Origin of the sequence: Pedobacter sp. R-06, assembly GCF_049913135.1 — a bacterium.
Lineage (GTDB): Bacteria > Bacteroidota > Bacteroidia > Sphingobacteriales > Sphingobacteriaceae > Pedobacter.
This window is the reverse complement of sequence record NZ_CP183977.1, coordinates 6,387,267-6,408,707: the sequence shown is the minus strand read 5'-3', so window position 1 is coordinate 6,408,707 and position 21,441 is coordinate 6,387,267. Positions and strand designations below refer to the sequence as shown.

Here is a 21,441-nt window from a genome sequence, read left to right as displayed (position 1 = left end):
ACTAAGCTAGTTAATTTTCAAGAACTAAATCAATTCCTTTTGCAACATAAATTCTTTGGCATTCGCAAAGCTGAGGAACAATTCGTCAGCTATTTTTAGTTTTTGATGCGCCCGTACATTACTCTGAATGGCGTAACAGGTAATGCCCGCAGCCAACGCAGATTTAACCCCATTTAAAGTATCTTCAAAAACAAGGCATTCATCTTTTTCAACACCCAATCGCGCTACACAAAGATTGTAACTCTCGGGATCAGGCTTTGACTTACTTACATCTGTTCGGGTAATAAACAAACTGAAATACTTAGCCAGACCGTTACGCTCAAAAACGGCTTCAACATCAATTTTAGGACTAGCGGTAACCACAGCCAGGGTGAGCCCTTTTTCGTAAGCAAACTTGATAAATTCTAATGCAAAGGGCATCAACTGAATATCGGTCGTTCTAAAGCCATCAAAAGTTATCTTTTCTCTCCTATTGATAAAACCTTCTAAGTCTTCTTCAATTTCATACCTGTCTATTATCGTTTTTGCATTCTTAGGCAAAGGGATTCCAGCATAATTTGTTAACCAATCCTTAAAGTCCAACGTAACTTCGTATTCACACAAAAACTTATTCCAACAATCGAAATGAAACTTCTCAGAATCAATTAATGTACCATCTAAATCAAACAGTAATGCTTTTATTTTACTCATTATAATTTTTTAACAGGATGATTCTTATGGAATAATCTCAAATAAGAAAAATTGTTGCACCTGAGATTTACCGAAATTATTATCTACACAAAAAATCAACGATTGGTGCCCATTTGGCAATTTTGGTCCAAAGGTTACACCTTCAAGATTATCGATATGCTGGTTTAAGGAATCAAAATCGAAAAGTAATTTTTTGGTTAATGGTTTTGGAGGGTTTTGCACAAAGGAGCTATTATCGATTTCATTTTCAGCACCACGTAAATCAACCAGATAGAGTTTCACAAAGGTATGATCATCGTGCCCTTTTGCCCAGGCCCTTTCCATTACCAATAGCGTATGATTGTTAATGGCTAATATTTCCGAGATTCCATTTACGTTCCAATCATTCTCAACAGTAGGTTTAACCGGCATTGCACCAAGATTATAAGCATATTGGGCAATATTCTTTTTAGTAGTTACATCAAACTTTAAAATCCGCGTTAAGGCTTTATCATATTCAAAAGCAGCCTGAGGTCCATCCTGATAAAGCGGTTCTTCTAAACTGGCATACAACGTTTTGTACTGATCGGCATAAGTTAAACCCTCAAACAAAGCATTTTTGCGTGGCCCGCTTTCGGTTTTTGTAAAATGGAAGCCCTTAGGCATTGGAATGGTATCGATGAACTTCCCATCTGTAGAAATAAAGGTTAAGCTGGGCTGAACTATCGTAGTATCCCCGTCCTTAAACAACCTTTCACCCTCACTGCTCCAAAGTAATTGTTGGGTTAAGGGGTTATAACGAACCGATTCGCCATCAGGTTTTACACTTTTATCAGTACCGTATTTAGGGTATGGTTTTCCGTTTTCCTGTAAGATATAAGTAACACCAGTTACCCGAACGGTATCTATCTTGTTTTCTTTGATATCAATCTTTGTGGTATAAATCCTCGCCGGACTACGTTGTGATGGATCATCACTGATCATGTAATACTGGTTTTGCTTTACATCGTAATCAATCCCCGACAAACCACCAACAACCGTATTTTGGAAAATTGGATTTAAGGGCATAATGTATTCATCCAGAAACTTTACTGACGAAATACTGGCTTCATTTTGCCTAACCGCAGCATACTTAGTTGCGGAACAAGATGAAAGGACAATAACAAGAATTGAATAAACAAAGAATAGCTGCGATACGGGTTTCAAATCGAAATGTTTAGGCCGTAAAAATATGGATTTTTTGCTGCAAACAGTCTATCATTATGAGATTGAGAGCATTAATAAAGCTACTTTTCCAGTGGTATCAGATGTTACCATCTCACACTATCCATTCAATTTCTTACGGTAGCAACTCCAGAGATAAAACAAAAGCAGTCGGATGGCACATCCAACTGCACATCTAAAACTTAATGATCTTAACTCCTTAATGATAAAAAAACAATAGTTCTACCATTAAGAAATTGAGAACATTACGAAGATAGACTCTTTCTTATAGATATTAAACAATACAGTCGCATGGTAATATCCCAACTGCACATCTATTGGAATTATAAGTGGTGTCAGATGTTACCATCTGACACTGATAAAACTAAGATTAAAACAACTTACCAATTACGCGGTAAGTAATATTTGTTCCATCTACTATTTCTTCATAATAAACATCATCGGGCGAAACAAAATACTTTTCGTTTTTAATGGTTACTTCTCTGCATCCTTCTGGCAGCTGATTTATAATATCGCCTATATTATGCGTATCAACCGGTCCGTCAGTTGTGTTTAAAATACCGTCTTTTCCAGCCACTACATATACGGTTTTACCATCAGAATTTTCTTTTTGAGTGTAATAAACGCCTTTGTATTCGTAATATTCAACACCATTAATGGTTACCTGATTTGCATCCGATGGTAAGTTCGGAACCTCGGCACCAACTGGCGGGGTTACCACTTCGTATTGACTGTTGTTTTGTTGATAGAACAATCCACCAGAGTAATAAAACTGGGTTGGACCATACCAGAATGGATAATAGCCATAAGGCAATACGCCTATCCTGAAACCTAAAAATGGTCTGTAAAAATTGTAATAGCTATAATACGGTCTGTAATAAGGTCTTCCATAACCTGGGCGATAACCATAACCTGGCCTACCATATCCCGGGCGATAACCTGGTCTGTTATAACTGTAATTAGGTCTTGGTGGGCGACCACCATTACCCGGTGCATAACTACCTCTACTTGGCGCATGCATAGATGGTTGACGGGAAATAGAACCACCGCCTCTAGATGGGCTTATCGAACCAGATCTACCACCTCCAGAAAAACCTCCACTCCTACTTGGCCGCTGTGCAGAAACGCTTTCAATACTCAAGGTTGCAATCATCGCTGCTGCAGCGAAAACAACCAATCCTTTATTTAATAACCTATTCATTATTTTGTGTTTATGTCGATTATGTATATGACGGTGAAAATTCCTAAAAGATTATCCCTTAACACTATTTAACTAAATTTTGATAAAGTGATGACGAAGGAAGCTCTTAATGGCAAAATACATCACACGTCATCCATCTCGCATCATTACATCTTTGCTAACAAACCTTTTACGGGCTATTTTTTCTAATCAATCACTAATCACCTATATTTAAATTTTATTCCTAAAAACTAGCTTAAATGAACCTTACAAGAATTTTCAGTCTTTTATTTTGTCTGTTTATTTCTAATGAATTAATAGCCCAACAAACCGATTCGGCATATGTTAGAGAAAACTACACCAAAATAGAACGCCAGATCCCCATGCGCGATGGGGTTAAACTATTCACTTCCATTTATATACCCAAAAATCAAACCAAAAAATATCCATTTTTAATTAATCGAACTCCTTATACCGTTGCGCCTTATGGCGAAGATAAATATAAGCTGAGTTTGGGTAATTTTCCGGCGATGATGCGCGAAGGATTTATTTTTGTATATCAGGATGTGAGGGGCCGATGGATGAGTGAAGGTACATTTGCCGATATCCGCCCCCAGCTGGCTGGAAAAAAGTCTAAAACCGCCATTGATGAAAGTACCGATACTTATGACACCATCGATTGGCTGGTTAAAAACATAAAAGGCAACAATGGTAATGCCGGAATTTATGGTATTTCATACCCTGGTTTTTATTCTACCACTTCATTGCCCAACGCTCACCCGGCTTTAAAAGCCGTCTCGCCTCAGGCGCCAGTTACCGATTGGTTTATGGGTGATGATTTCCACCATCGCGGCACTTTATTTTTAATGGATGCCTTTAGCTTTATGAGCAGCTTTGGTGTGCCGAGGCCTAAACCCATTACACCAGATAAAGGGCCTAAAGGTTTTCAATTCCCTGTTCAGGATAATTATCGTTTTTATTTGGAGGCCGGATCAGTGAAGAACCTGAAAGACCGGTATTTCGCCGACAGCATTAAATTCTGGAATGATTTATTTAAACATCCGAACTTAGATACCTTCTGGAAAGCACGTTTAATTACCCCACACTTAACCAACGTAAAACCTGCAGTGATGGTGGTGGGTGGCTTTTTCGATGCCGAAGATGCCTATGGAACTTTTGACACTTACAAAGCAATTGAGAAACAAAATCCAGGCGCCAATAACATCCTGGTTGCAGGCCCCTGGTTCCATGGCGGCTGGGTACGTAGCGATGGTTCTTACTTCGGCGATATCCCTTTCGGCAAAACCACCAGCATTGATTACCAACAGCAATATGAACTCCCTTTCTTTAAACATTATTTAAAAGGCGAAGGCGATTTCGATGCAGCAGAAGCCAATATTTTTGTAACCGGAAGTAACGAATGGAAAAAATTTAACACCTGGCCACCAAAAGATACCGAAACCAGAAACCTGTATTTGCAACCTAATGGAAAGCTCAGTTTCGAAAAAGTGGGCAGAACCGATAGCTGGGATGAGTATGTGAGCGATCCGAATCATCCTGTACCCTACCAGGATGGGATCCAGGCCAAACGTACCCGCGAATATATGATCGACGACCAGCGTTTCGCTTCCCGCCGTCCGGATGTAAAAACTTACCAAACTGATGCTTTAACAGAAGATATTACCTTAACAGGTCCTGTTTTGGCTAATCTCGTTGTTTCGACTACCGGAACCGATGCCGATTATGTAGTTAAACTGATTGATGTTTATCCAGAAGATGCACCAAATCCAGAACCTAACCCTAAAAACCTGATCATGGGCGGCTATGAAATGCTGGTGCGCGGAGAAATTATGCGTGGGAAATACCGGAACAGTTTTGAAAAACCTGAGCCTTTTGTTCCCGGCAGTATCACTAAAGTAAATTATCCGTTGCCCGATATCGCGCATACCTTTAAAAAGGGACATAAAATTATGATCCAGATTCAAAATTCATGGTTCCCCTTAGCCGATCGCAATCCACAGAAATTTATGGATATCTATCAAGCCGAACCGCAGGATTTCCAAAAAGCCACGCACAAAATTTATCACGATGTGCACAACAGCTCGTTTATTACGGTTTCGGTGTTAAAATAAATAATTTGCGTGTCGTTATGCGATTCGTCATTCCCAACCCGATGGCTATCGGGTTGACTGGGGATTTTAAAGCATTACGATTCTGCCTGCGGGGGAATGACTACTGAGTATAATAAATGGCAAATAACTACGGCCTTGGTTTGTATTACCACGGATCAAACACATAAATAACTAACTTATTAAATAAAATGAAATATTTAAAACTACTGATTATCCTACTTTCAGCATCCTCTGCCTTTGCGCAAAGTGATGCAGGATATCCGAAAGCCAATTACACTAAAAAAGAAGTTTATATCCCAATGCGCGATGGAACTAAGCTTTTTACCGCCATCTACACACCTAAGGATGCAGCCAAGGATAAAAAATACCCAATGATCATGCAACGCACTTGCTATAGCGTTGCCCCATATGGCGAAGATAAATTTCCTGCAAAATTAGGCCCGTCAGAATTGATGATGAAAGAGGGGTATATCGTGGTGTATCAGGATGTACGCGGCCGCTGGAAAAGCGAAGGCACCTGGACCAATATGACCCCGGTTATTGATAACAAAAAAAGCAAGAAAGATGTTGATGAAGGTTCTGACACTTATGATACCATCGATTGGCTTGTTAAAAATGTAGCGAACAACAATGGCAAAGTTGGCCAGTGGGGAATTTCTTATCCGGGCTTTTACACTGCTGCAGGAATTTTGAGCAATCACCCTGCCTTAAAAGCCTCATCGCCACAAGCGCCGATTGCAGATTTCTTTTTTGATGATTTTCACCACAACGGATCATTTTTACAAAGTTATTTTATGACTTTTCCCGTATTTGGCGTGCAGAAAACCGATACTACCTCTAAAGCCTGGTACAACAACCAGCTAATCCTTCCAAAAACAAAAGATGGCTATCAGTTTGCTTTAGATTTAGGCCCATTAAGCAATGCTGACAAATATTACAAGAATAATTTCTTCTGGCAAGAAACCGTTAACCACCCAAACTACGATGAGTTTTGGCAAAAACGTGGCTTATTAAAACACTATAACACCATTAAACCTGCGGTGATGGTAGTTGGCGGATGGTACGATGCTGAAGATTTATCAGGCCCGCTAAACATTTATAAAACCATCGAAAAGAAAAACCCTAATGCCTACAACACAATTGTAATGGGACCATTTGGGCATGGGAGATGGAGCCGCGAAACCGGTCATACCATGCATAGCAATGTGTATTTCGGTGATAGCATTGCAACATTCTACCAGAAAGAAATTGAAGCTAAATTCTTTAATCACTTTTTAAAAGGCAATGGCGATAAGAACTCTGGCCTGCCTGAGGCTTACATGTTCGATACCGGTAAAAAACAATGGGAAACTTTTGCTAAATGGCCAACAGAAAAGGCAACCAAACAAAAATTATATCTGGGTGCCGATGGTAAACTCAGTATGTCTGCGCCTGGTGCAGCTGGTTCAGTAAACTACATCAGCGATCCATTAAAACCTGTTCCATATACCGAAGATTTAACCACTACATTGGGTTTTACGCCACACAATTACATGACCGAAGACCAACGTTTTGCGGGCAGAAGACCAGATGTGTTGGTGTATCAAACCGATGTATTGGATAACGATATTACCTTGGGAGGCGAAATTATGTCGCATCTTAAAATTGCAACCACGGGTACTGATGCAGATTTTATTGTAAAACTGATCGATGTTTACCCAGCCGATGAGCCGAACAACCCTTATATGCCAAACAAGAATATCATTTTGAGCAATTACTGGCAAATGGTACGTTCAGAAGTTATGCCTGCCCGCTTCCGCAATAGTTTCGAAAAACCTGAGGCCTTGGTAGCCAACCAGAAAACAGATGTGAACTTTCAGTTGCAGGATGTACTACACACCTTTAAAAAAGGACACCGGATTATGATCCAGGTGCAGAGCACAGCATTCCCTTTATTTGCACGTAATCCACAAAAATTTGTAGAAAACCCTTATAAAGCAACAGAAGCAGATTATATTAAAGCCACGCAAACTGTATTTAACGATAGTTTTATCGAAGTTGATGTGATAAAATAAGCCTACGCTCGTTTCCTAACGAGCGTATAAATAACCGATCGTTTATAACGATCGACAAAAACATAACAAATGAAAAAGTTACTATTCATCCTTGCCATCAGCACCAGCATTTCGGCTGTAAAGGCACAGATGCTAGGCAAAAACCAGGTAAACTCAAGGGCCGACAGCCTCCGTGGAACACTTACCCCCTTGCGTACCTGTTACGATATTAATTATTACCACTTAGATGTGAAGATCGATATCGACCAGAAAACAGTAAGTGGAAGCAATGAATTTGCTTTTACCGCCACGCAGGACTTCACCAAATTACAGTTCGATCTTTTTGATAACTTAAAAGTAGATAAAGTAGTATATAAGGGTGGCGATTTACCTTTTACCCGAGAATACAATGCGGTTTTTGTAACCTTCCCTAAAGCAGTTAAAAAAGGAAGTAAGGATAAATTCATTGTTTTTTATTCGGGTAATCCTACTGTAGCCAAAACACCACCATGGGATGGCGGTTTTATCTTCAAAAAAGATGAAGCAGGCAATCCTTTTGTTTCTGTGGCCTGCCAGGGTTTAGGCGCTAGCGTATGGTGGCCAAATAAAGATCACCAGAGCGATGAGGTAGATAGTATGTTGATCAGCATTAGTGTTCCTAAAACTTTACAGGAAATATCTAATGGAAGACTGAGAAATACTGTAGATAAACCCGATGGTTACAAACAATACAATTGGTTTGTCGCTAATCCCATCAACAATTACGATGTAACCTTTTACATTGGCAAATATGCTCACTGGCAGGACAGTTACGATGGTGAAAACGGAAAACTCAGCATCGATTACTGGGCGCTTCAAACCGACAGTGCCAAAGCCCGCCCACATTGGGATGCAGATGTTAAACCCATGCTAAAATGTTTCGAATACTGGTTTGGCCCTTACCCATGGTACAACGACGGTTACAAACTGGTTCAGGCACCACATTTAGGCATGGAACACCAAAGTGCAGTAGCTTATGGCAATCAGTTTAAACCAGGTTATCTTGGTAAAGATTTAAGTGGTACCGGCCATGGCTTAAAATGGGATTTCATCACCATCCATGAGAGCGGCCATGAATGGTTCGGTAATAACATCACCTCGAAAGATATTGCCGATATGTGGATTCACGAAGGTTTCACCAATTATTCGGAGGTATTGTTTACCGAATGTACTGAGAACAAAGCGGCTGCAGACGAGTATGTAATCGGATTGCAGAAAATCATCCAAAACGATATTCCAATTATTGGCCCTTATGGTGTAAATAAAGAAGGCTCCGGCGACATGTATCCAAAAGGTGCAAATTTGATTAGTACCATCCGCCAGTTAATTAATAACGATGAAAAGTTCAGACAGATCTTGCGTGGATTAGGTAAAACATTCTATCACAAAACCGTAACCACCGCTGAGATCGAAAATTACATAGCTAAACAAAGCGGACTTAAATTAGATAAAGTTTTCGATCAGTATCTACGTTTTACCAAAATCCCTGTGTTAGAATATAAAATCAACAACGGCAATTTATCTTACCGCTGGGTAACAGATGTAAAAGGTTTTGATATGCCCGTGCGCGTAACATTAAAAGCAGGCGCTTATACCTTAATTAGACCTACAAACGATTGGAAAACCATTAAATTAGACGCCAGCATAAATGCAGATAACTTTAAACATGATCCATTGTTTTATGTTAACTTTAGGAAAGGCTAGTCCCCGCCCAGACTTCGGAAGTTTTATAGGCCCTCTTGTGCAACTTTTCGGCAAAACCATCGTCTTATAAGAAAAGCTCATTATTCATCTAAAAAATAAAATCTATTACCATGAAAAAAGTATTTGCAATATTATTGGCATCCCTAACATTAACCTCTAGTATTAATGTAATTGCTAAAAATCAGATCAGCCACAACATTTCAAAAAATAATGGCGATGACAGAGATGTGAAAAACTTCAATGGAGTTGCTGCAGCAGGCCCAATAAACGTAATTGTAACTTTGGGCAATAGCGAAAGCTGTCGTTTAGAAGGCGATGCTGATGCATTGTCCTCAATTGTTACCGAAGTAAAAGGCAACGTTTTAGTTATCCGCCCGCAAACCAGTATTACAAGCTGGACCAGAAAATACGAAGGGAAAAAAATCACGGCTTACGTAACAGCAAAAGAGTTGGCCAGCTTAACCGTAAGTGGTGATGGCAGCTTAAGCGTTAACGGAAAAATCAGCACAGGTAGCTTAACCACAACTGTAAGTGGCTCGGGAAGCATTAAAGCAACCGCCGATGTAGACAACTACAATGGTGTAATTAGCGGTTCTGGTGCAATAAACATTACAGGCGGCGCAGATCATGCAAAAGTCGTAATCAGCAGCTCAGGTACCTTTGCCGGTAAATCTTTTTCTACAAAAACTTTAACCAGTACCATCAGTGGTTCAGGAACCGTAAACATCGCCGTAAGCGAAAGCATTAGAGCGGTAATCAGCGGATCAGGAAGCGTAAATTACTCTGGTAATCCAAGTGTCGATAAAACTGTAGTTGGCTCAGGTGGAGTAAGAAAAGTATAAATTAAAGCCCTTTTAATAGAGAAACACCTGCAAGAAATTGTAGGTGTTTTTTTATTGGTAAAGGATCAATTTTTAGCTCTTTTCCCCAACGCGATCGTCATGAGGTTGTATCATAAATATGGAATTGTCATCCTGAGCTTATCGAAGGACCTGTTTAAATACCCCTCAAAGCGTTTCGACTACTTGTCCCGATTCTTCGGGAAGCTCAACGTGACAAGTTCGAATGGAATCACAACTATAATACAGCCTCATCTTTTCTCCAAAAGATCTTCGCTCGGACAATGTGCTTTAACATCCTTTTATTTTTATTTGAAAAGCAGATCATTGCTACTATTAAGTGTTAGTCCCGCTATCATTTCAAGTCCTCATCCCGATAATGAATCGGGCTTCCGGGCTTTCCATTTTATCGGGTTTAGATACATAGGTCGGTAGTAATAGGGTAGAAAGATCCCTTTTCAGCTTTAAACTATTATATTCGCTTAACAACATCTCAAATAATCCTTTAAGAATTCTCATATGCTTACTGAAACCTTAAAAACACTTTTCAGCCGTGATTTAAACAAACTAAAATCCGAAATCGCGTCATATAAAAACGATACGAACTTATGGATTATAGATAAAAATATTGCAAACTCAGCAGGGAACCTTTGCCTGCATTTAATCGGGAACCTCAATACTTATATAGGTGCAACTTTGGGTGGCAGCAATTACATCCGCAACCGCGAATTGGAGTTTTCGTTAAAAGATGTCCCAAAACAGCAGCTTATCAACATGATTGAAGCAACTATAATAGTGGTTAACGAAACGCTGGATAAAATAACCGATGAACAGCTCAATAGCCAATACCCAACATTGGTATTTCAGGAGAAAACATCGACCGAATTCTTTCTGGTTCACCTTACCACACATTTAGCCTATCACTTAGGGCAGATCAATTATCACCGAAGGCTATTGGATGATGAACAGTAGTCAGGCGCGCTATGCGACCAGCGAAAAGCATCTACACCAGATCGTCATTGCGAACAGAAGCCTAGGACTCTACGCAAGAGTGAAGCAATCTTTTTATAAAATACATTAATGAAAATAACCAAAGCCGTCATATACCTAACCATCTTATTATTGATCATTTCTACTTTAGCAACATTAAAGCTAGAGGCTGCATCTGACGGATTTGATCAATATGGTTTCCCATTAACTTTTTACGATAGTTTTTCTGGAAAGTGCGATAATTGCTACCAGAATTTTGGTTTTAAACCGTTCAATCTGTTTTTGGATTTTTTATCCGCCTTTATTTGTGCCTATATAATGGTTAGGCTTAAAAGTACATTTAGTAAAAAACAGCGTTAAATAGCCCCCATGATACAACAACTCTTTGCCCAAAACGCAACCAAAATATTAAAAAACGATGAATCTGTTATCGGTTTAGCTGTGGGCGGCTCCTGGCTCAGCAATGAAATCGACGAATTTTCAGACCTCGACCTTATTTTGGTTACCAAAGAAAAAATATCAACAGATAAATCGAAAATGCTGCAATATGCCAGTCTTCTTGGCAATTTAATTTCTGCCTTTACAGGAGAACATGTTGGCGAACCGCGCGTATTGATCTGCCTTTACGACAAGCCATTGCTACATGTTGACATTAAGTTTTTAGTCCTTGATGAATTTGCTTCAAGAGTAGAAAACCCTATCCTATTAATTGACAGAAACAATCAATTACAACAAATCCTCGATCAAACTGAAGCTAAATTTCCCTACCCAGATTACCAATGGATTGAAGATCGCTTTTGGACCTGGATGCATTATGCTCTTTTAAAAATTGGCAGAGGTGAGTATCTGGAAGCCTTAGATTTCTTCGGCTTTTTAAGAATGGTAGTGTTTGGTCCTCTATTGCACATCAAAAACAGCAACCTACCACGAGGTGTGCGTAAAGTAGAATCGCAGCTTCCTACCAAAGATTTCAACTTACTTAAAGGTACCATTGCCGAATACAATAAAACATCTTTAATTACTGCGTTAGAAAATGCGATAGCGCTTTATAAAAACCTAAGAATTGATCTGTTTGATAAAGATATTAAACATAATCACACAGCAGAAGATGCTGTTAAAAGCTACTTAACAATAATTAAAAAGCGAGCAGTTTAGATAAATTTTAGTATCAGTAATATACAGTTATCTAAATCGAAAGATTTATCTTATTATTGAGCAAATTAACGGCCTTCATTTTATAGAAATGCAACGCGATTTAACTGTAAAAAAACTAAACATACTGTTTATCCCATTCCTGCTAATTTCTATATTATTATGCGTTGGTTATACTTTTCTACATTGGCTACTCTTAATCAAACTAGAGCTTTTCTCTCTCGATGATGGTATAATTGAATTTGCAGGGCCAGTTGTGGTATCTCTGCTCATAACTTTGTTCTTTTTTAGACGGAGGATTCGCATTTTAAATTTAAGAACCAATACAAACAAACTGTCCACATTTTATTTTGTAATCATTTTGATTGCCCTGTCTGTTTCCAACATAATTGCACAAAATTACCTTCCAAAAGCTATCGGAAAACTCACACCATTATTTAGCATAAATGAAATCGACCAACACAAGCCATCGAAATATTATACGCTGAAAAAATTTAGTGTCGACAAAAATAATATCGGCGTAAATACCTTTGTTGAAGTTGGTGGAAGAAACAATGAGAATTTTGGCATTTATGTTTTCGTTGTCCTCCCGATTATCGATAAAGATGCAGAAAGCGACCAGTGTAAGGCATTCCTGGGTGTCAAATATTCTAAAAGCATCAGCAACAGGCTCTCACCAAAAGAAAAACAAGAAAACTACGAAACACTACTCTCCATCAGTCAATATGATGTGGAGCACAATAACTTCGACGAATTCAGCTACCTGGAACAGGTTGGAAACAATAGCGATAAAGATGGTTACAAAGATGCAATACTGCACTGTATTAAATATGACCGGAGTACTGCGCCAATACTTATTGCCCGAAAAGAACCTTTTGAAGATAGATTGGGTAATGAATCAGACTGGATCTTTATATCTTTTGGTATTTCATCAGTTATTTGGCTGATCATGGTGCTAATACCCAAAATCGACCGCCCAGCCCTCAGAAAATTTGAAAGTGGAGCACCTACAAAAAATGATGACTTAATTGAATTCCAACGTTTCTTAAAACCCAAAAACGGCTTCTATATCACACCCATTTTAGTTTTCATAAACATTACACTCTTTTTAACAATGATGTTTAGTGGGCTCGGTTTTATGAATTTTGCCGCGGCCGACCTCTTAACCTGGGGTGCAGATTTTGGTCCATTTGTAAAAAACGGAGAATGGTGGAGATTAACTACAAACACCTTCTTACATGGAGGCATCGTCCATATAATTACCAATATGATTGGCCTTATATTTTTAGGCCTTATACTCGAAATGCGCTTGGGCAAAATCAGATTTCTTCTTTCCTATTTATTCACCGGGATAATGGCCAGTTTAGTAAGCATATGGTGGAACCCATCAATGGTTAGTGTTGGCGCCTCTGGGGCAATTTTCGGTTTATCGGGGATATTCCTTGCTTTACTGGTTTCAAAGTTTTATGACGAAAGCTTCACCAAGTCCTTTTTAATCGGAACCTTGATTTTTATTGGCTATAACCTGCTCTATGGTTTAACCGGTGGTATTGATAATGCCGCCCACATCGGAGGACTTATTAGTGGTTTTATTTTAGGTTTGATATTTCGGTTTACACTCGAAAAACCTGCAACAAAAAAGACAAGAAAAAAGCGGGTATATAAGAAAGAAATAACTGCCGAAACAAGTTTATAACTTGCGCATGCTGGTCATGTTAGCCTACGAATCTCCATTCATCCATCTAATATTTAATCCACAACCTCATTGCAGATATTCCTTTTAAATGGATTATAGAAATTACAGGGTTAATTAAAGAAAGGAAGAAGTAATAATTTCATATAAAACAAAAAAGGAGGCTTAAGCCTCCTTTATATCTTTTAAAACTGAACCCCGATCAGCCACATATTTTCGATGTAGTTAATCTTCTGACTAGCCTTGTCGTACTCATCCCAGCCAGTGGTATGCACATTGGTTAAATTGGTAGCGCCAAACTTAGTGGTATTTTGTAGGTAAACGTTTTTCCATACATAAAACTTAAGTCCAACTTTTGCAGAAACACCGTAACCCGAAATACTGAAGTGGTTATTTCTGCCCTGTCCGAACAAACGCACATCTGAACGTGGCACCATTAATCCTCCACCCAAGCCGGTTTCTAAGGTTAAGGAAGTATTGCCGCCCGGAGCCACCCAAATATCATCATAACGCTCAATTTCAATATTTGCATAATTAAACCCATCAGTATGCTCATAGGTTAACATGCTCTCTTTAACATTAATACTTTGTCCGTTGTAATCGCCTGCCAAATTACCTGTAGGGGTATTGGTTGGAGAAATATTTGGGCCGATATGACCAGTGATTGCTACTGTTTGTGGGATGTCCATTACATATTTCATGTGGTCCCAACCGATTGAGATGCTGTAGTTATCTTTGATAAAATAACCTGCACGGATATTGTATTGCGGTACAGTGATAAGCCCGGGGTTTAAATAAGCCCAGCTCAATTTCGATTGTCTATCGTGTGCAACTACATCTTTTAAAGTAAAATCGTAGTTCGGCCCTTGAAACCTGATATCACTTTTCCCATACCACGAGCTGTTGTATCCCCAGTGAAAAAAGAAATCGCCTTTACGCGAAAAATTCCTTTTATGCTCGGGATTAAATAAACTTTTTGAGGTTGGGGTATGATCAGTTGAAGACGTCTGAATCTCTTGAGCCTGCATCCGCTTGCCAAACAAGAGTGCTAAAAATAGGATGGTAAATCTTTTCACGCGGCAAATTGAGCAAAAAGACCAATCATTTACAACAGCTTTAACATTTTGTAAGAGTTGTTGTACAAAAAATGACTTTAAAACATTAAAACCTTGTGTAAACAGCCAACTGAATAATATTATTTACCGTATTATTTGAAACACCATGAGTAGCCTGGTTCATATAACCAGCTTCCAGGTCAAACTGTTTCGAAAAACGGTAACCTGCAGCGAGATATAACCTATTCTGATCAAAAATACTATCGTTAATTTTATCCTTATTCTGAATATTCAAAAATACCTCGTTCTGCAAAGCCACAAATGGCCCTTTTGTAAACGTGGGCTGAGCTTTTTGTAACGGTTGAATCAGCCTGAAGAAATAGCGGAAACGCTGTGAAAATACATCTTCACCCGTACGACCGATGAAACGTTGTTCTACCCTAAACCTATGACTGGCAAAAACCGACTTTATTTTATGACTATAAATGTATTGCTCAAATATGCGGTGCTCATGTAGGGTAAGATCAGGGCTCCCTGCCGATTCTGTATGTGTAGTTTGCCATAAATATCCTAATGCAACATTATGCTTATTGTTAATAAAATATTGTAAAGCCGGGCGCACTAAAGTATTTCTCAAATAACCCCAATCATCAGCCGAACGCAGTTGAACATCGAACTGTAAACCCCATTTATCATTAAACTTGGTGTTATTTAGAAGCATAAACCAACCCGAATTTTGATGTTGGGTTTGCGCATAAAGCTTTCCAGAAGCCATGATGATGAGCACCACGGCAGATAATATTATTTTTTTCATAAGACGATAAACCGGTTTTATCTGTGTGGCGCTAAATTAATAGAAAATGAACAAAGCAAATAATTTAACTTTAAATTAATCCTCAAAAAAGATGTTATACACTTATCTTTAAGTTTTATTCATTGAAATCATATGCGTTTTCTTTTGGGAATTTTGTTACTCATGATTTTGACCGGAGCAAAAGCTCAGAACTTTACGGGTACCTGGGATTTTAAGTATCGTCCTTATCCCACGGCTTTACCAATTAATATGCAATTGAATATAGGCAAAGCAACTGAAAAGATGCTTTATCCAGCCAATTTAAAAATTACAAATGGTGATTTTATATTTAGTTATGAGCTCTTGCTTGTTCAAAAAAATAGTACACAACTGGGCATTGGTCGAAATAAATACCCGATAATAGAAACCCCTTTTAAAATTAAACAGTGGATGCCCTACCTAAATGGCGTACTTACGCTGAGTAGATCCAAAACCGGACAAGCACAATTGAGTTTGCAACGGATGTGGATTGATAACTTTGGGCTTTTTATGCGGGGTTTAGATGAGGGCGATGAAATTTACGAAAGCTCAAAAGTAAATATGAGGAATCTTTTATATCGCGAAAAGATTACCTTAACAAAAACAAATTCAACGCCCTGGACAGATCCTCATATTCCCAGAATAGTGGCTCCTACCGAGAAGAATAATATTTATTATGGAATTTACGATCCAATTACCACAAAAGATACCATTGTTACCTTAGCCATACAGGATGAAGAGCTTATAGATGCAGACACCATAACACTGATTCAAAATGGCAGGGTGATTTTAAACAAACACGCCATTGATGAGAAAAAATTTAGCCATGCGCTACATCTAGATACAGGAATGAATACGCTTGCACTTTTTGCAGATAATTATGGACGCAAGCCACCAAATACAGGAAATTTGATTGTTAAAACTAGCGAAAACATGTATAGTTTTGATTTTTCAAACCGCTCAAACGCTTTTGCAACTTTTCTAGTGGCTAAGTTTTACAGGGCATATTCAAAACCTACGTTATCAGCTAATCAATCCATAGGCAATAAACCTGTAGTAATACAAAAGAAAAAAATTGCTCCGGAAAAACCCATAGACAGAAATACCGATGTTATTGCAAATATGCAAGTTGAAAACCAGCGGATAGAACTTGAAATTTGGGACGGCCAGGTAGAAGATGGAGATAGTGTATCTTTAAAACTTAATGACGAATGGATCCATCAAAAAATTGCAGTTAAAAAGACATCCAAGCGGTTTTATCTAACATTGCAACCAGGCAAAAACACTTTATTGTTTCGGGCAGATAATTTAGGAAGTGTCCCACCAAATACAGCTGTGCTTTGCATTTATTATGGCGATAAAACACGCACAGTTTACCTGGATACCGATATGAAAAGAGATAATATTCTAAATATAGAATTTAGATCTAAAAACAATTAAACAGACGTAAAAGCTTATTATTTAAAATTCATTTAACGTTAAACGATTAAAAATTTATCTTCGTTAAAGATTTGGGCATTACGGTATTTCCAATACCCTTAAAAATTGCGCTTATTTTAACATTACAAAACGTAAATAGAACAAAAATGATTATCGAACCTAGAATGAGGGGCTTTATCTGTTTAACCGCACACCCTGATGGTTGCGCACAAAACGTAAAGAATCAAATTGAATATGTAAAATCTAAAGGAGCCATAGATGGTCCTAAAAAAGTATTGGTAATTGGTGCATCAACCGGTTTCGGTTTAGCTTCGCGTATTACTGCTGCTTATGGGTCTGGTGCTTCAACAATTGGCGTATTTTTCGAAAAAGCACCTTCTGAAGGCAAAACTGCATCACCAGGCTGGTACAATAGCGCAGCTTTTGAAAAAGAAGCCCATGCTGCTGGTTTATATGCAAAAAGTATTAATGGCGATGCTTTCTCAAAAGAAATTAAAGAAAAAACAATTGAATTAATCAAGGCTGATCTTGGTCAGGTTGATTTAGTTATTTATAGTCTGGCATCTCCAGTTAGGAAACATCCTGATACGGAAGTGCTTCACCGTTCCACCTTAAAACCTATCGGTGGAACTTATACCAATAAAACCGTCGATTTCCATACTGGTAATGTGACTGAAATTTCTATCGAGCCCGCTACCGAAGAAGATATTGCCAATACCGTTGCGGTAATGGGTGGCGAAGATTGGGCCATGTGGATTGATGCCCTAAAAGCAGAAAACCTGCTTGCCGATGGTGCAACAACAGTAGCTTATTCGTATATCGGCCCAGCTTTAACCGAGCCAGTATACCGTAAAGGGACCATTGGCAGAGCTAAAGATGATTTAGAAGCAACTGCTTTTAAAATCAGCGATAAATTGAAAGATATTGATGGCAAAGCTTATGTATCGGTTAATAAAGCATTGGTAACACAGGCAAGTTCTGCAATTCCAGTAATTCCGTTGTATATTTCATTGTTGTACAAAGTAATGAAAGCAGAAGGTATTCATGAGGGTACAATTGAGCAGATCCAACGTTTATATGCAGATCGTTTATATACCGGCAGCCCTGTTCCTGTTGATGAAAAAGGCAGAATCAGAATCGACGATTGGGAAATGCGTGAAGATATCCAGGCTAAAGTTGCAGAACTTTGGAAAGAAGCAACAACCGAAACTTTACCGGCAATAGGTGATTTACCAGGTTACAGATCTGATTTCTTAAGCTTATTTGGTTTCGAAATTGATAAAGTTGATTATCAAAAAGATGCTCAGGAAGTGGTAGAAATCGAAGGTTTGGTAGATTAATAAAGGCGTCATTTCGACTGAAGTGCAACGCAATGGAGAAATCTATTATCTTGCCTAAATAATACTATTACAATAAATGGCTGGCCCTTTAGCCAGCCATTTTTATACCCAACCGATATGAATTTCGATTTACAGCCCATATTAGAAAACGATTTAATTAGCGTAGTTCCCCTAAAAGAAGAGGATTTTGAAGCGCTTTTTGCGGTAGCATCCGATCCCTTAATTTGGGAGCAGCACCCTAACAAAGACCGCTATAAAAAAGAGGTCTTCGAAAATTTCTTTAAAGGTGCAATAGAATCGAAGGGCGCTTTTATCGTTTATGAAAAAGAAAGCAACAAAATTGTGGGCAGTTCCAGGTACTACGAATTAAATGAAACAGACCATTCTGTTGCCGTTGGTTACACCTTTATTGCCCGCGAGTTTTGGGGAAAGGGGCATAATAAGGCTTTAAAAACTTTAATGTTTGATTATGCTTTTCAGTTTGTAGATAAAGTAATCTTACATATCGGTGCTACTAATTTCCGTTCACAAAAAGCGACAGAAAAATTAGGAGCCCTTAAAATCGCCGAATTAGAAGTAGCCTATTATGGTGAGCCCTTAAAATGGAATTTTGTTTATCAGGTGGATAAAGATGAGTGGGTAAATAAAGCATCATAAAAAGAATCAATCACAGATATACACGGATGATATCTTTCTTTATCTGTGTTCATCCCCTCATCTGTGGTAACTATACCTTACTACACAAACCCAAATGACAAGAGCATAACCGAATAAAATCGTGTTTATGCTTTAGTATTGTTATCTTTGTATAATTCTCCATTCCACTCACCTTTCAAAATAAAACAATTAAATAAAATATGGCTAAATCTCAGGCAACATACAGTAAAAAAGAGAACGAAAAAAAACGATTAAAAAAACAAAAAGACAAACAAGAGAAAAAAGAAGAGCGTCAGGCTAATGCAAAAAAAGGTTTAGCGCTTGAAGATATGATGGCTTATGTTGATGAAAACGGAAATATATCTTCTACTCCACCAGATCCGAAGAAAAAGAAAGTAATTAATACAGAAGATATTCAGATCGGTATTTCAAGACAAGAGGACATCATCGATGAAAATCCTGTTAAAAAAGGAACAGTTACTTTCTTTAACGACAGTAAAGGTTACGGTTTTATTAAAAACACTGAAACGCAAGACAGTATTTTTGTTCACGCAAACGGTTTAATCACCCAGATTAAAGAAGGTGATAAAGTTACGTTCGAAGTAGAAATGGGTCAAAAAGGACCAACTGCTGTTAAAGTATCAAAGGTTTAACAACCACAATTCAATTCTTTTTGCAATTCCTAATTGCAAAACAATGATTAAAATTCTGCAGAAAACTCTGCTGCGCTAGGTTTTATAACCATTTATAATTCCGTCTATTTAAGCATAAAACCTTGCGCATAATTTTACTCTCTTTCTATTTATTTTAGAAAATCAGGTTTTAATGTGCATTGGTCAATCCAGCCCCGCCATCGCTATTTTCCTCATTCTGCTGCGCTTTCATTCCGGGCTATCCGCTTTGTCGGGTTTAGGTGGCTAAAACAATAGCTTTTATTAACGGATGAAATACCTGAATGAATATTTGTACGATAAGAAGAACAATATTTTTCAGTTAAAACTTATTTCTATAGCAATTGCTAAAGTTTGATAGATCATTTTGATAGCAGCATAATCCTTTGTTAATAAACCCGATAACAACGGCAGCCCCCGATTTTTCTTCGGGGCTAAAGTGTATAGCGGGACAGGTTTTGCCCTGAAATACTGGCGCTCATTTCCAAAAAAATAAAAAAAATGATAATCTCGGTGTGGAATTTGTGCACGGTTTACATCATTACAGTACACACAAAGAAAATAAATTATGAAACCTGCATAAGCAAACAAAAGCTAAATATAAAAAGCTTATGCAAGCTTCATAACAATTAAAAACACTACAAATTATGAAAAAGTTAATAGCACTTGCACTGGTTGCATTTTTAGGATTATCATCAGCGATGGCTCAACAAGTAGATTTACGCAGAAAAATTAATGTTAGCGGAACCGCAGAAACAGAAGTAACACCAGATATTATTTATATCGGTATTTCACTTAAAGAATACTTAAACGGAAAGAAAAAAGTAGAAATTACGGAATTGGAAAAACAATTGTATGCCGCTGTACAAAAAGCGGGCATTGCAAAAGAAAATTTAACCATCAGCAATTTAAGCAGCTGGAATTACGCTACAGAAAAAAAGAAAAACCCCGATTTCTTAGCCAGCAAACAATATCGTCTAAAAGTTAGCGATCTAAATAAGTTTAATGCAATATTAGAGTCGATAGATGCAAAAGGAATAGCCAATACCAATATTGAAAGCTATGATTACTCTAAAATCGAAATCTTAAAAAAAGAGCTTAAAATTAAAGCCTTATTGGCTGCAAAAGAGAAAGCAGCTTACATGGTAGAAGCACTAGGCGATAAATTAGGTGGTGTAATTGAGATACAAGACGGTGGAGACAATGTAATACAACCTGTTTATAGAAATTACGCGATGAAAGCTGAAATGGCTGATGCTGCCGGCGCTCCGGAAATCGATTTCAAAAAAATTAAGCTGAATTTCACAGTAAATGCCATTTTCGAGATCAAATAAGATTTTTAACGGTTAAATCAATGCTTTTTAAAACCTACCAGAACATTTTGGTAGGTTTTTTGTTACGTAGAGGTCGAACACTAAAAAATTAGATATTATGAAAAAATTCATCTACACGTTAGCCTTGGTTTTCTCTCTAGGCATTAGTTTTAATTCAGCTCAGGCAGCTGATAAACCTGCGAAAAACCCAACAGAATTAACTGCAGAACAAGCAGTGAAACTGGAAAGAATTAAAACCCGTGTTGAAGAGATCAGAGACATGGACAAATCTAACTTAACAAGAGCAGAACGTAAAGCTTTACGTAGCGAGTTAAGAGAATTAAAAGGTCAGGCCCGCGCAGTTTCTGGAGGTGTTTACCTTTCAGTTGGTGCAATCATTATCATCATTTTATTGCTGATCTTGATTTTATAATCAATACCGCATTACATCTATCTATATAAAAAACAAAAAGCTTTG

Annotated in this window: 19 protein-coding genes; 14 read left to right on the top strand and 5 right to left on the bottom strand. The window is 38.0% G+C overall.

The features are described 5' to 3' along the window. Positions 1-24: 24 nt before the first annotated feature. The 3 genes from ACN9MR_RS26245 to ACN9MR_RS26235 all read right to left on the bottom strand — a co-directional run bounded on the left by ACN9MR_RS26245 (position 25) and on the right by ACN9MR_RS26235 (position 3,094). Positions 25-690 carry an HAD family hydrolase gene (locus tag ACN9MR_RS26245; protein WP_426327382.1) on the bottom strand — a complete coding sequence of 222 codons (666 nt, stop codon included), beginning with the start codon at positions 688-690 and terminating at the stop codon, positions 25-27. A gap of 24 nt (positions 691-714) precedes the next feature. Continuing rightward, a complete protein-coding gene (locus ACN9MR_RS26240; RefSeq protein WP_426327381.1) occupies positions 715-1,875 on the bottom strand; it encodes an esterase-like activity of phytase family protein in 1,161 nt (386 codons plus the stop codon). A gap of 388 nt (positions 1,876-2,263) precedes the next feature. Then, a complete protein-coding gene (locus ACN9MR_RS26235; protein ID WP_426327380.1) occupies positions 2,264-3,094 on the bottom strand; it encodes a DUF6515 family protein in 831 nt (276 codons plus the stop codon). A 239-nt stretch (positions 3,095-3,333) separates the two neighbouring features. Between ACN9MR_RS26235 and ACN9MR_RS26230 the strand changes: the two genes are divergently transcribed. The 8 genes from ACN9MR_RS26230 (at position 3,334) to ACN9MR_RS26195 (ending at position 13,658) form a co-directional block, all read left to right on the top strand. Then, positions 3,334-5,205: a CocE/NonD family hydrolase gene (locus ACN9MR_RS26230; protein ID WP_426327379.1), complete on the top strand. Its 1,872-nt coding sequence runs from the start codon at positions 3,334-3,336 to the stop codon at positions 5,203-5,205. 188 nt (positions 5,206-5,393) lie between these two features. Then, on the top strand, positions 5,394-7,259 hold the full coding sequence (locus ACN9MR_RS26225; RefSeq protein WP_426327378.1) for a CocE/NonD family hydrolase: 1,866 nt from the start codon (positions 5,394-5,396) through the stop codon (positions 7,257-7,259). A 69-nt stretch (positions 7,260-7,328) separates the two neighbouring features. Beyond that, on the top strand, positions 7,329-8,981 hold the full coding sequence (locus tag ACN9MR_RS26220; RefSeq protein WP_426327377.1) for a M1 family metallopeptidase: 1,653 nt from the start codon (positions 7,329-7,331) through the stop codon (positions 8,979-8,981). 110 nt (positions 8,982-9,091) lie between these two features. After that, positions 9,092-9,823 carry a head GIN domain-containing protein gene (locus ACN9MR_RS26215; protein WP_426327376.1) on the top strand — a complete coding sequence of 244 codons (732 nt, stop codon included), beginning with the start codon at positions 9,092-9,094 and terminating at the stop codon, positions 9,821-9,823. A 516-nt stretch (positions 9,824-10,339) separates the two neighbouring features. Beyond that, positions 10,340-10,792, top strand: coding sequence for a DUF1572 family protein (locus ACN9MR_RS26210; RefSeq protein ID WP_426327375.1), 453 nt, complete (start codon positions 10,340-10,342; stop codon positions 10,790-10,792). A 108-nt stretch (positions 10,793-10,900) separates the two neighbouring features. Then, positions 10,901-11,170 (top strand): hypothetical protein, encoded by a 270-nt coding sequence (locus ACN9MR_RS26205; protein ID WP_426327374.1) that lies wholly within the window; start codon positions 10,901-10,903, stop codon positions 11,168-11,170. Positions 11,171-11,179: 9 nt separating this feature from the next. Continuing rightward, the gene (locus ACN9MR_RS26200) at positions 11,180-11,965 is read left to right on the top strand and encodes a hypothetical protein (protein WP_426327373.1); all 786 of its coding nucleotides are present in this window, start codon (positions 11,180-11,182) and stop codon (positions 11,963-11,965) included. A gap of 88 nt (positions 11,966-12,053) precedes the next feature. Beyond that, complete coding sequence (locus ACN9MR_RS26195) at positions 12,054-13,658, top strand: rhomboid family intramembrane serine protease (RefSeq protein WP_426327372.1); 1,605 nt, start codon at positions 12,054-12,056, stop codon at positions 13,656-13,658. A 182-nt stretch (positions 13,659-13,840) separates the two neighbouring features. Here the strand turns inward: ACN9MR_RS26195 and ACN9MR_RS26190 are convergent, their stop codons facing one another. Next, a complete protein-coding gene (locus tag ACN9MR_RS26190; protein ID WP_426327371.1) occupies positions 13,841-14,731 on the bottom strand; it encodes a hypothetical protein in 891 nt (296 codons plus the stop codon). 85 nt (positions 14,732-14,816) lie between these two features. Further along, positions 14,817-15,524, bottom strand: coding sequence for a DUF2490 domain-containing protein (locus tag ACN9MR_RS26185; protein ID WP_426327370.1), 708 nt, complete (start codon positions 15,522-15,524; stop codon positions 14,817-14,819). 162 nt (positions 15,525-15,686) lie between these two features. Here ACN9MR_RS26185 and ACN9MR_RS26180 point away from each other — a divergent pair, with 162 nt between their 5' ends. From ACN9MR_RS26180 to ACN9MR_RS26155, 6 genes are all read left to right on the top strand, one after another. Further along, positions 15,687-16,982, top strand: a complete 1,296-nt coding sequence (locus ACN9MR_RS26180; RefSeq protein WP_426327369.1) for a hypothetical protein — start codon at positions 15,687-15,689, stop codon at positions 16,980-16,982. Positions 16,983-17,128: 146 nt separating this feature from the next. After that, positions 17,129-18,322 carry an enoyl-ACP reductase FabV gene (gene fabV / locus ACN9MR_RS26175; protein ID WP_426327368.1) on the top strand — a complete coding sequence of 398 codons (1,194 nt, stop codon included), beginning with the start codon at positions 17,129-17,131 and terminating at the stop codon, positions 18,320-18,322. 117 nt (positions 18,323-18,439) lie between these two features. Continuing rightward, the gene (locus tag ACN9MR_RS26170; RefSeq protein WP_426327367.1) at positions 18,440-18,979 is read left to right on the top strand and encodes a GNAT family N-acetyltransferase; all 540 of its coding nucleotides are present in this window, start codon (positions 18,440-18,442) and stop codon (positions 18,977-18,979) included. Positions 18,980-19,179: 200 nt separating this feature from the next. Continuing rightward, positions 19,180-19,632 carry a cold-shock protein gene (locus ACN9MR_RS26165; RefSeq protein WP_029277369.1) on the top strand — a complete coding sequence of 151 codons (453 nt, stop codon included), beginning with the start codon at positions 19,180-19,182 and terminating at the stop codon, positions 19,630-19,632. Positions 19,633-20,297: 665 nt separating this feature from the next. Further along, positions 20,298-20,984, top strand: coding sequence for an SIMPL domain-containing protein (locus tag ACN9MR_RS26160; protein WP_426327366.1), 687 nt, complete (start codon positions 20,298-20,300; stop codon positions 20,982-20,984). A 97-nt stretch (positions 20,985-21,081) separates the two neighbouring features. Next, the gene (locus ACN9MR_RS26155; RefSeq protein WP_029277363.1) at positions 21,082-21,396 is read left to right on the top strand and encodes a seryl-tRNA synthetase; all 315 of its coding nucleotides are present in this window, start codon (positions 21,082-21,084) and stop codon (positions 21,394-21,396) included. Positions 21,397-21,441: the final 45 nt, after the last annotated feature.

Excerpts from the sequence above, each read along its gene's own strand:
- ACN9MR_RS26205 (WP_426327374.1), top strand. The coding sequence starts at position 10,901 with ATGAAAATAACCAAAGCCGTCATATACCTAACCATCTTATTATTGATC.
- ACN9MR_RS26215 (WP_426327376.1), top strand. The coding sequence starts at position 9,092 with ATGAAAAAAGTATTTGCAATATTATTGGCATCCCTAACATTAACCTCT.
- ACN9MR_RS26170 (WP_426327367.1), top strand. The coding sequence starts at position 18,440 with ATGAATTTCGATTTACAGCCCATATTAGAAAACGATTTAATTAGCGTA.
- ACN9MR_RS26165 (WP_029277369.1), top strand. The coding sequence starts at position 19,180 with ATGGCTAAATCTCAGGCAACATACAGTAAAAAAGAGAACGAAAAAAAA.
- ACN9MR_RS26230 (WP_426327379.1), top strand. The coding sequence starts at position 3,334 with ATGAACCTTACAAGAATTTTCAGTCTTTTATTTTGTCTGTTTATTTCT.
- ACN9MR_RS26235 (WP_426327380.1), bottom strand. The coding sequence starts at position 3,094 with ATGAATAGGTTATTAAATAAAGGATTGGTTGTTTTCGCTGCAGCAGCG.
- ACN9MR_RS26200 (WP_426327373.1), top strand. The coding sequence starts at position 11,180 with ATGATACAACAACTCTTTGCCCAAAACGCAACCAAAATATTAAAAAAC.
- fabV (WP_426327368.1), top strand. The coding sequence starts at position 17,129 with ATGATTATCGAACCTAGAATGAGGGGCTTTATCTGTTTAACCGCACAC.
- ACN9MR_RS26160 (WP_426327366.1), top strand. The coding sequence starts at position 20,298 with ATGAAAAAGTTAATAGCACTTGCACTGGTTGCATTTTTAGGATTATCA.
- ACN9MR_RS26195 (WP_426327372.1), top strand. The coding sequence starts at position 12,054 with ATGCAACGCGATTTAACTGTAAAAAAACTAAACATACTGTTTATCCCA.
- ACN9MR_RS26180 (WP_426327369.1), top strand. The coding sequence starts at position 15,687 with ATGATTTTGACCGGAGCAAAAGCTCAGAACTTTACGGGTACCTGGGAT.
- ACN9MR_RS26220 (WP_426327377.1), top strand. The coding sequence starts at position 7,329 with ATGAAAAAGTTACTATTCATCCTTGCCATCAGCACCAGCATTTCGGCT.
- ACN9MR_RS26225 (WP_426327378.1), top strand. The coding sequence starts at position 5,394 with ATGAAATATTTAAAACTACTGATTATCCTACTTTCAGCATCCTCTGCC.
- ACN9MR_RS26245 (WP_426327382.1), bottom strand. The coding sequence starts at position 690 with ATGAGTAAAATAAAAGCATTACTGTTTGATTTAGATGGTACATTAATT.
- ACN9MR_RS26155 (WP_029277363.1), top strand. The coding sequence starts at position 21,082 with ATGAAAAAATTCATCTACACGTTAGCCTTGGTTTTCTCTCTAGGCATT.
- ACN9MR_RS26210 (WP_426327375.1), top strand. The coding sequence starts at position 10,340 with ATGCTTACTGAAACCTTAAAAACACTTTTCAGCCGTGATTTAAACAAA.
- ACN9MR_RS26185 (WP_426327370.1), bottom strand. The coding sequence starts at position 15,524 with ATGAAAAAAATAATATTATCTGCCGTGGTGCTCATCATCATGGCTTCT.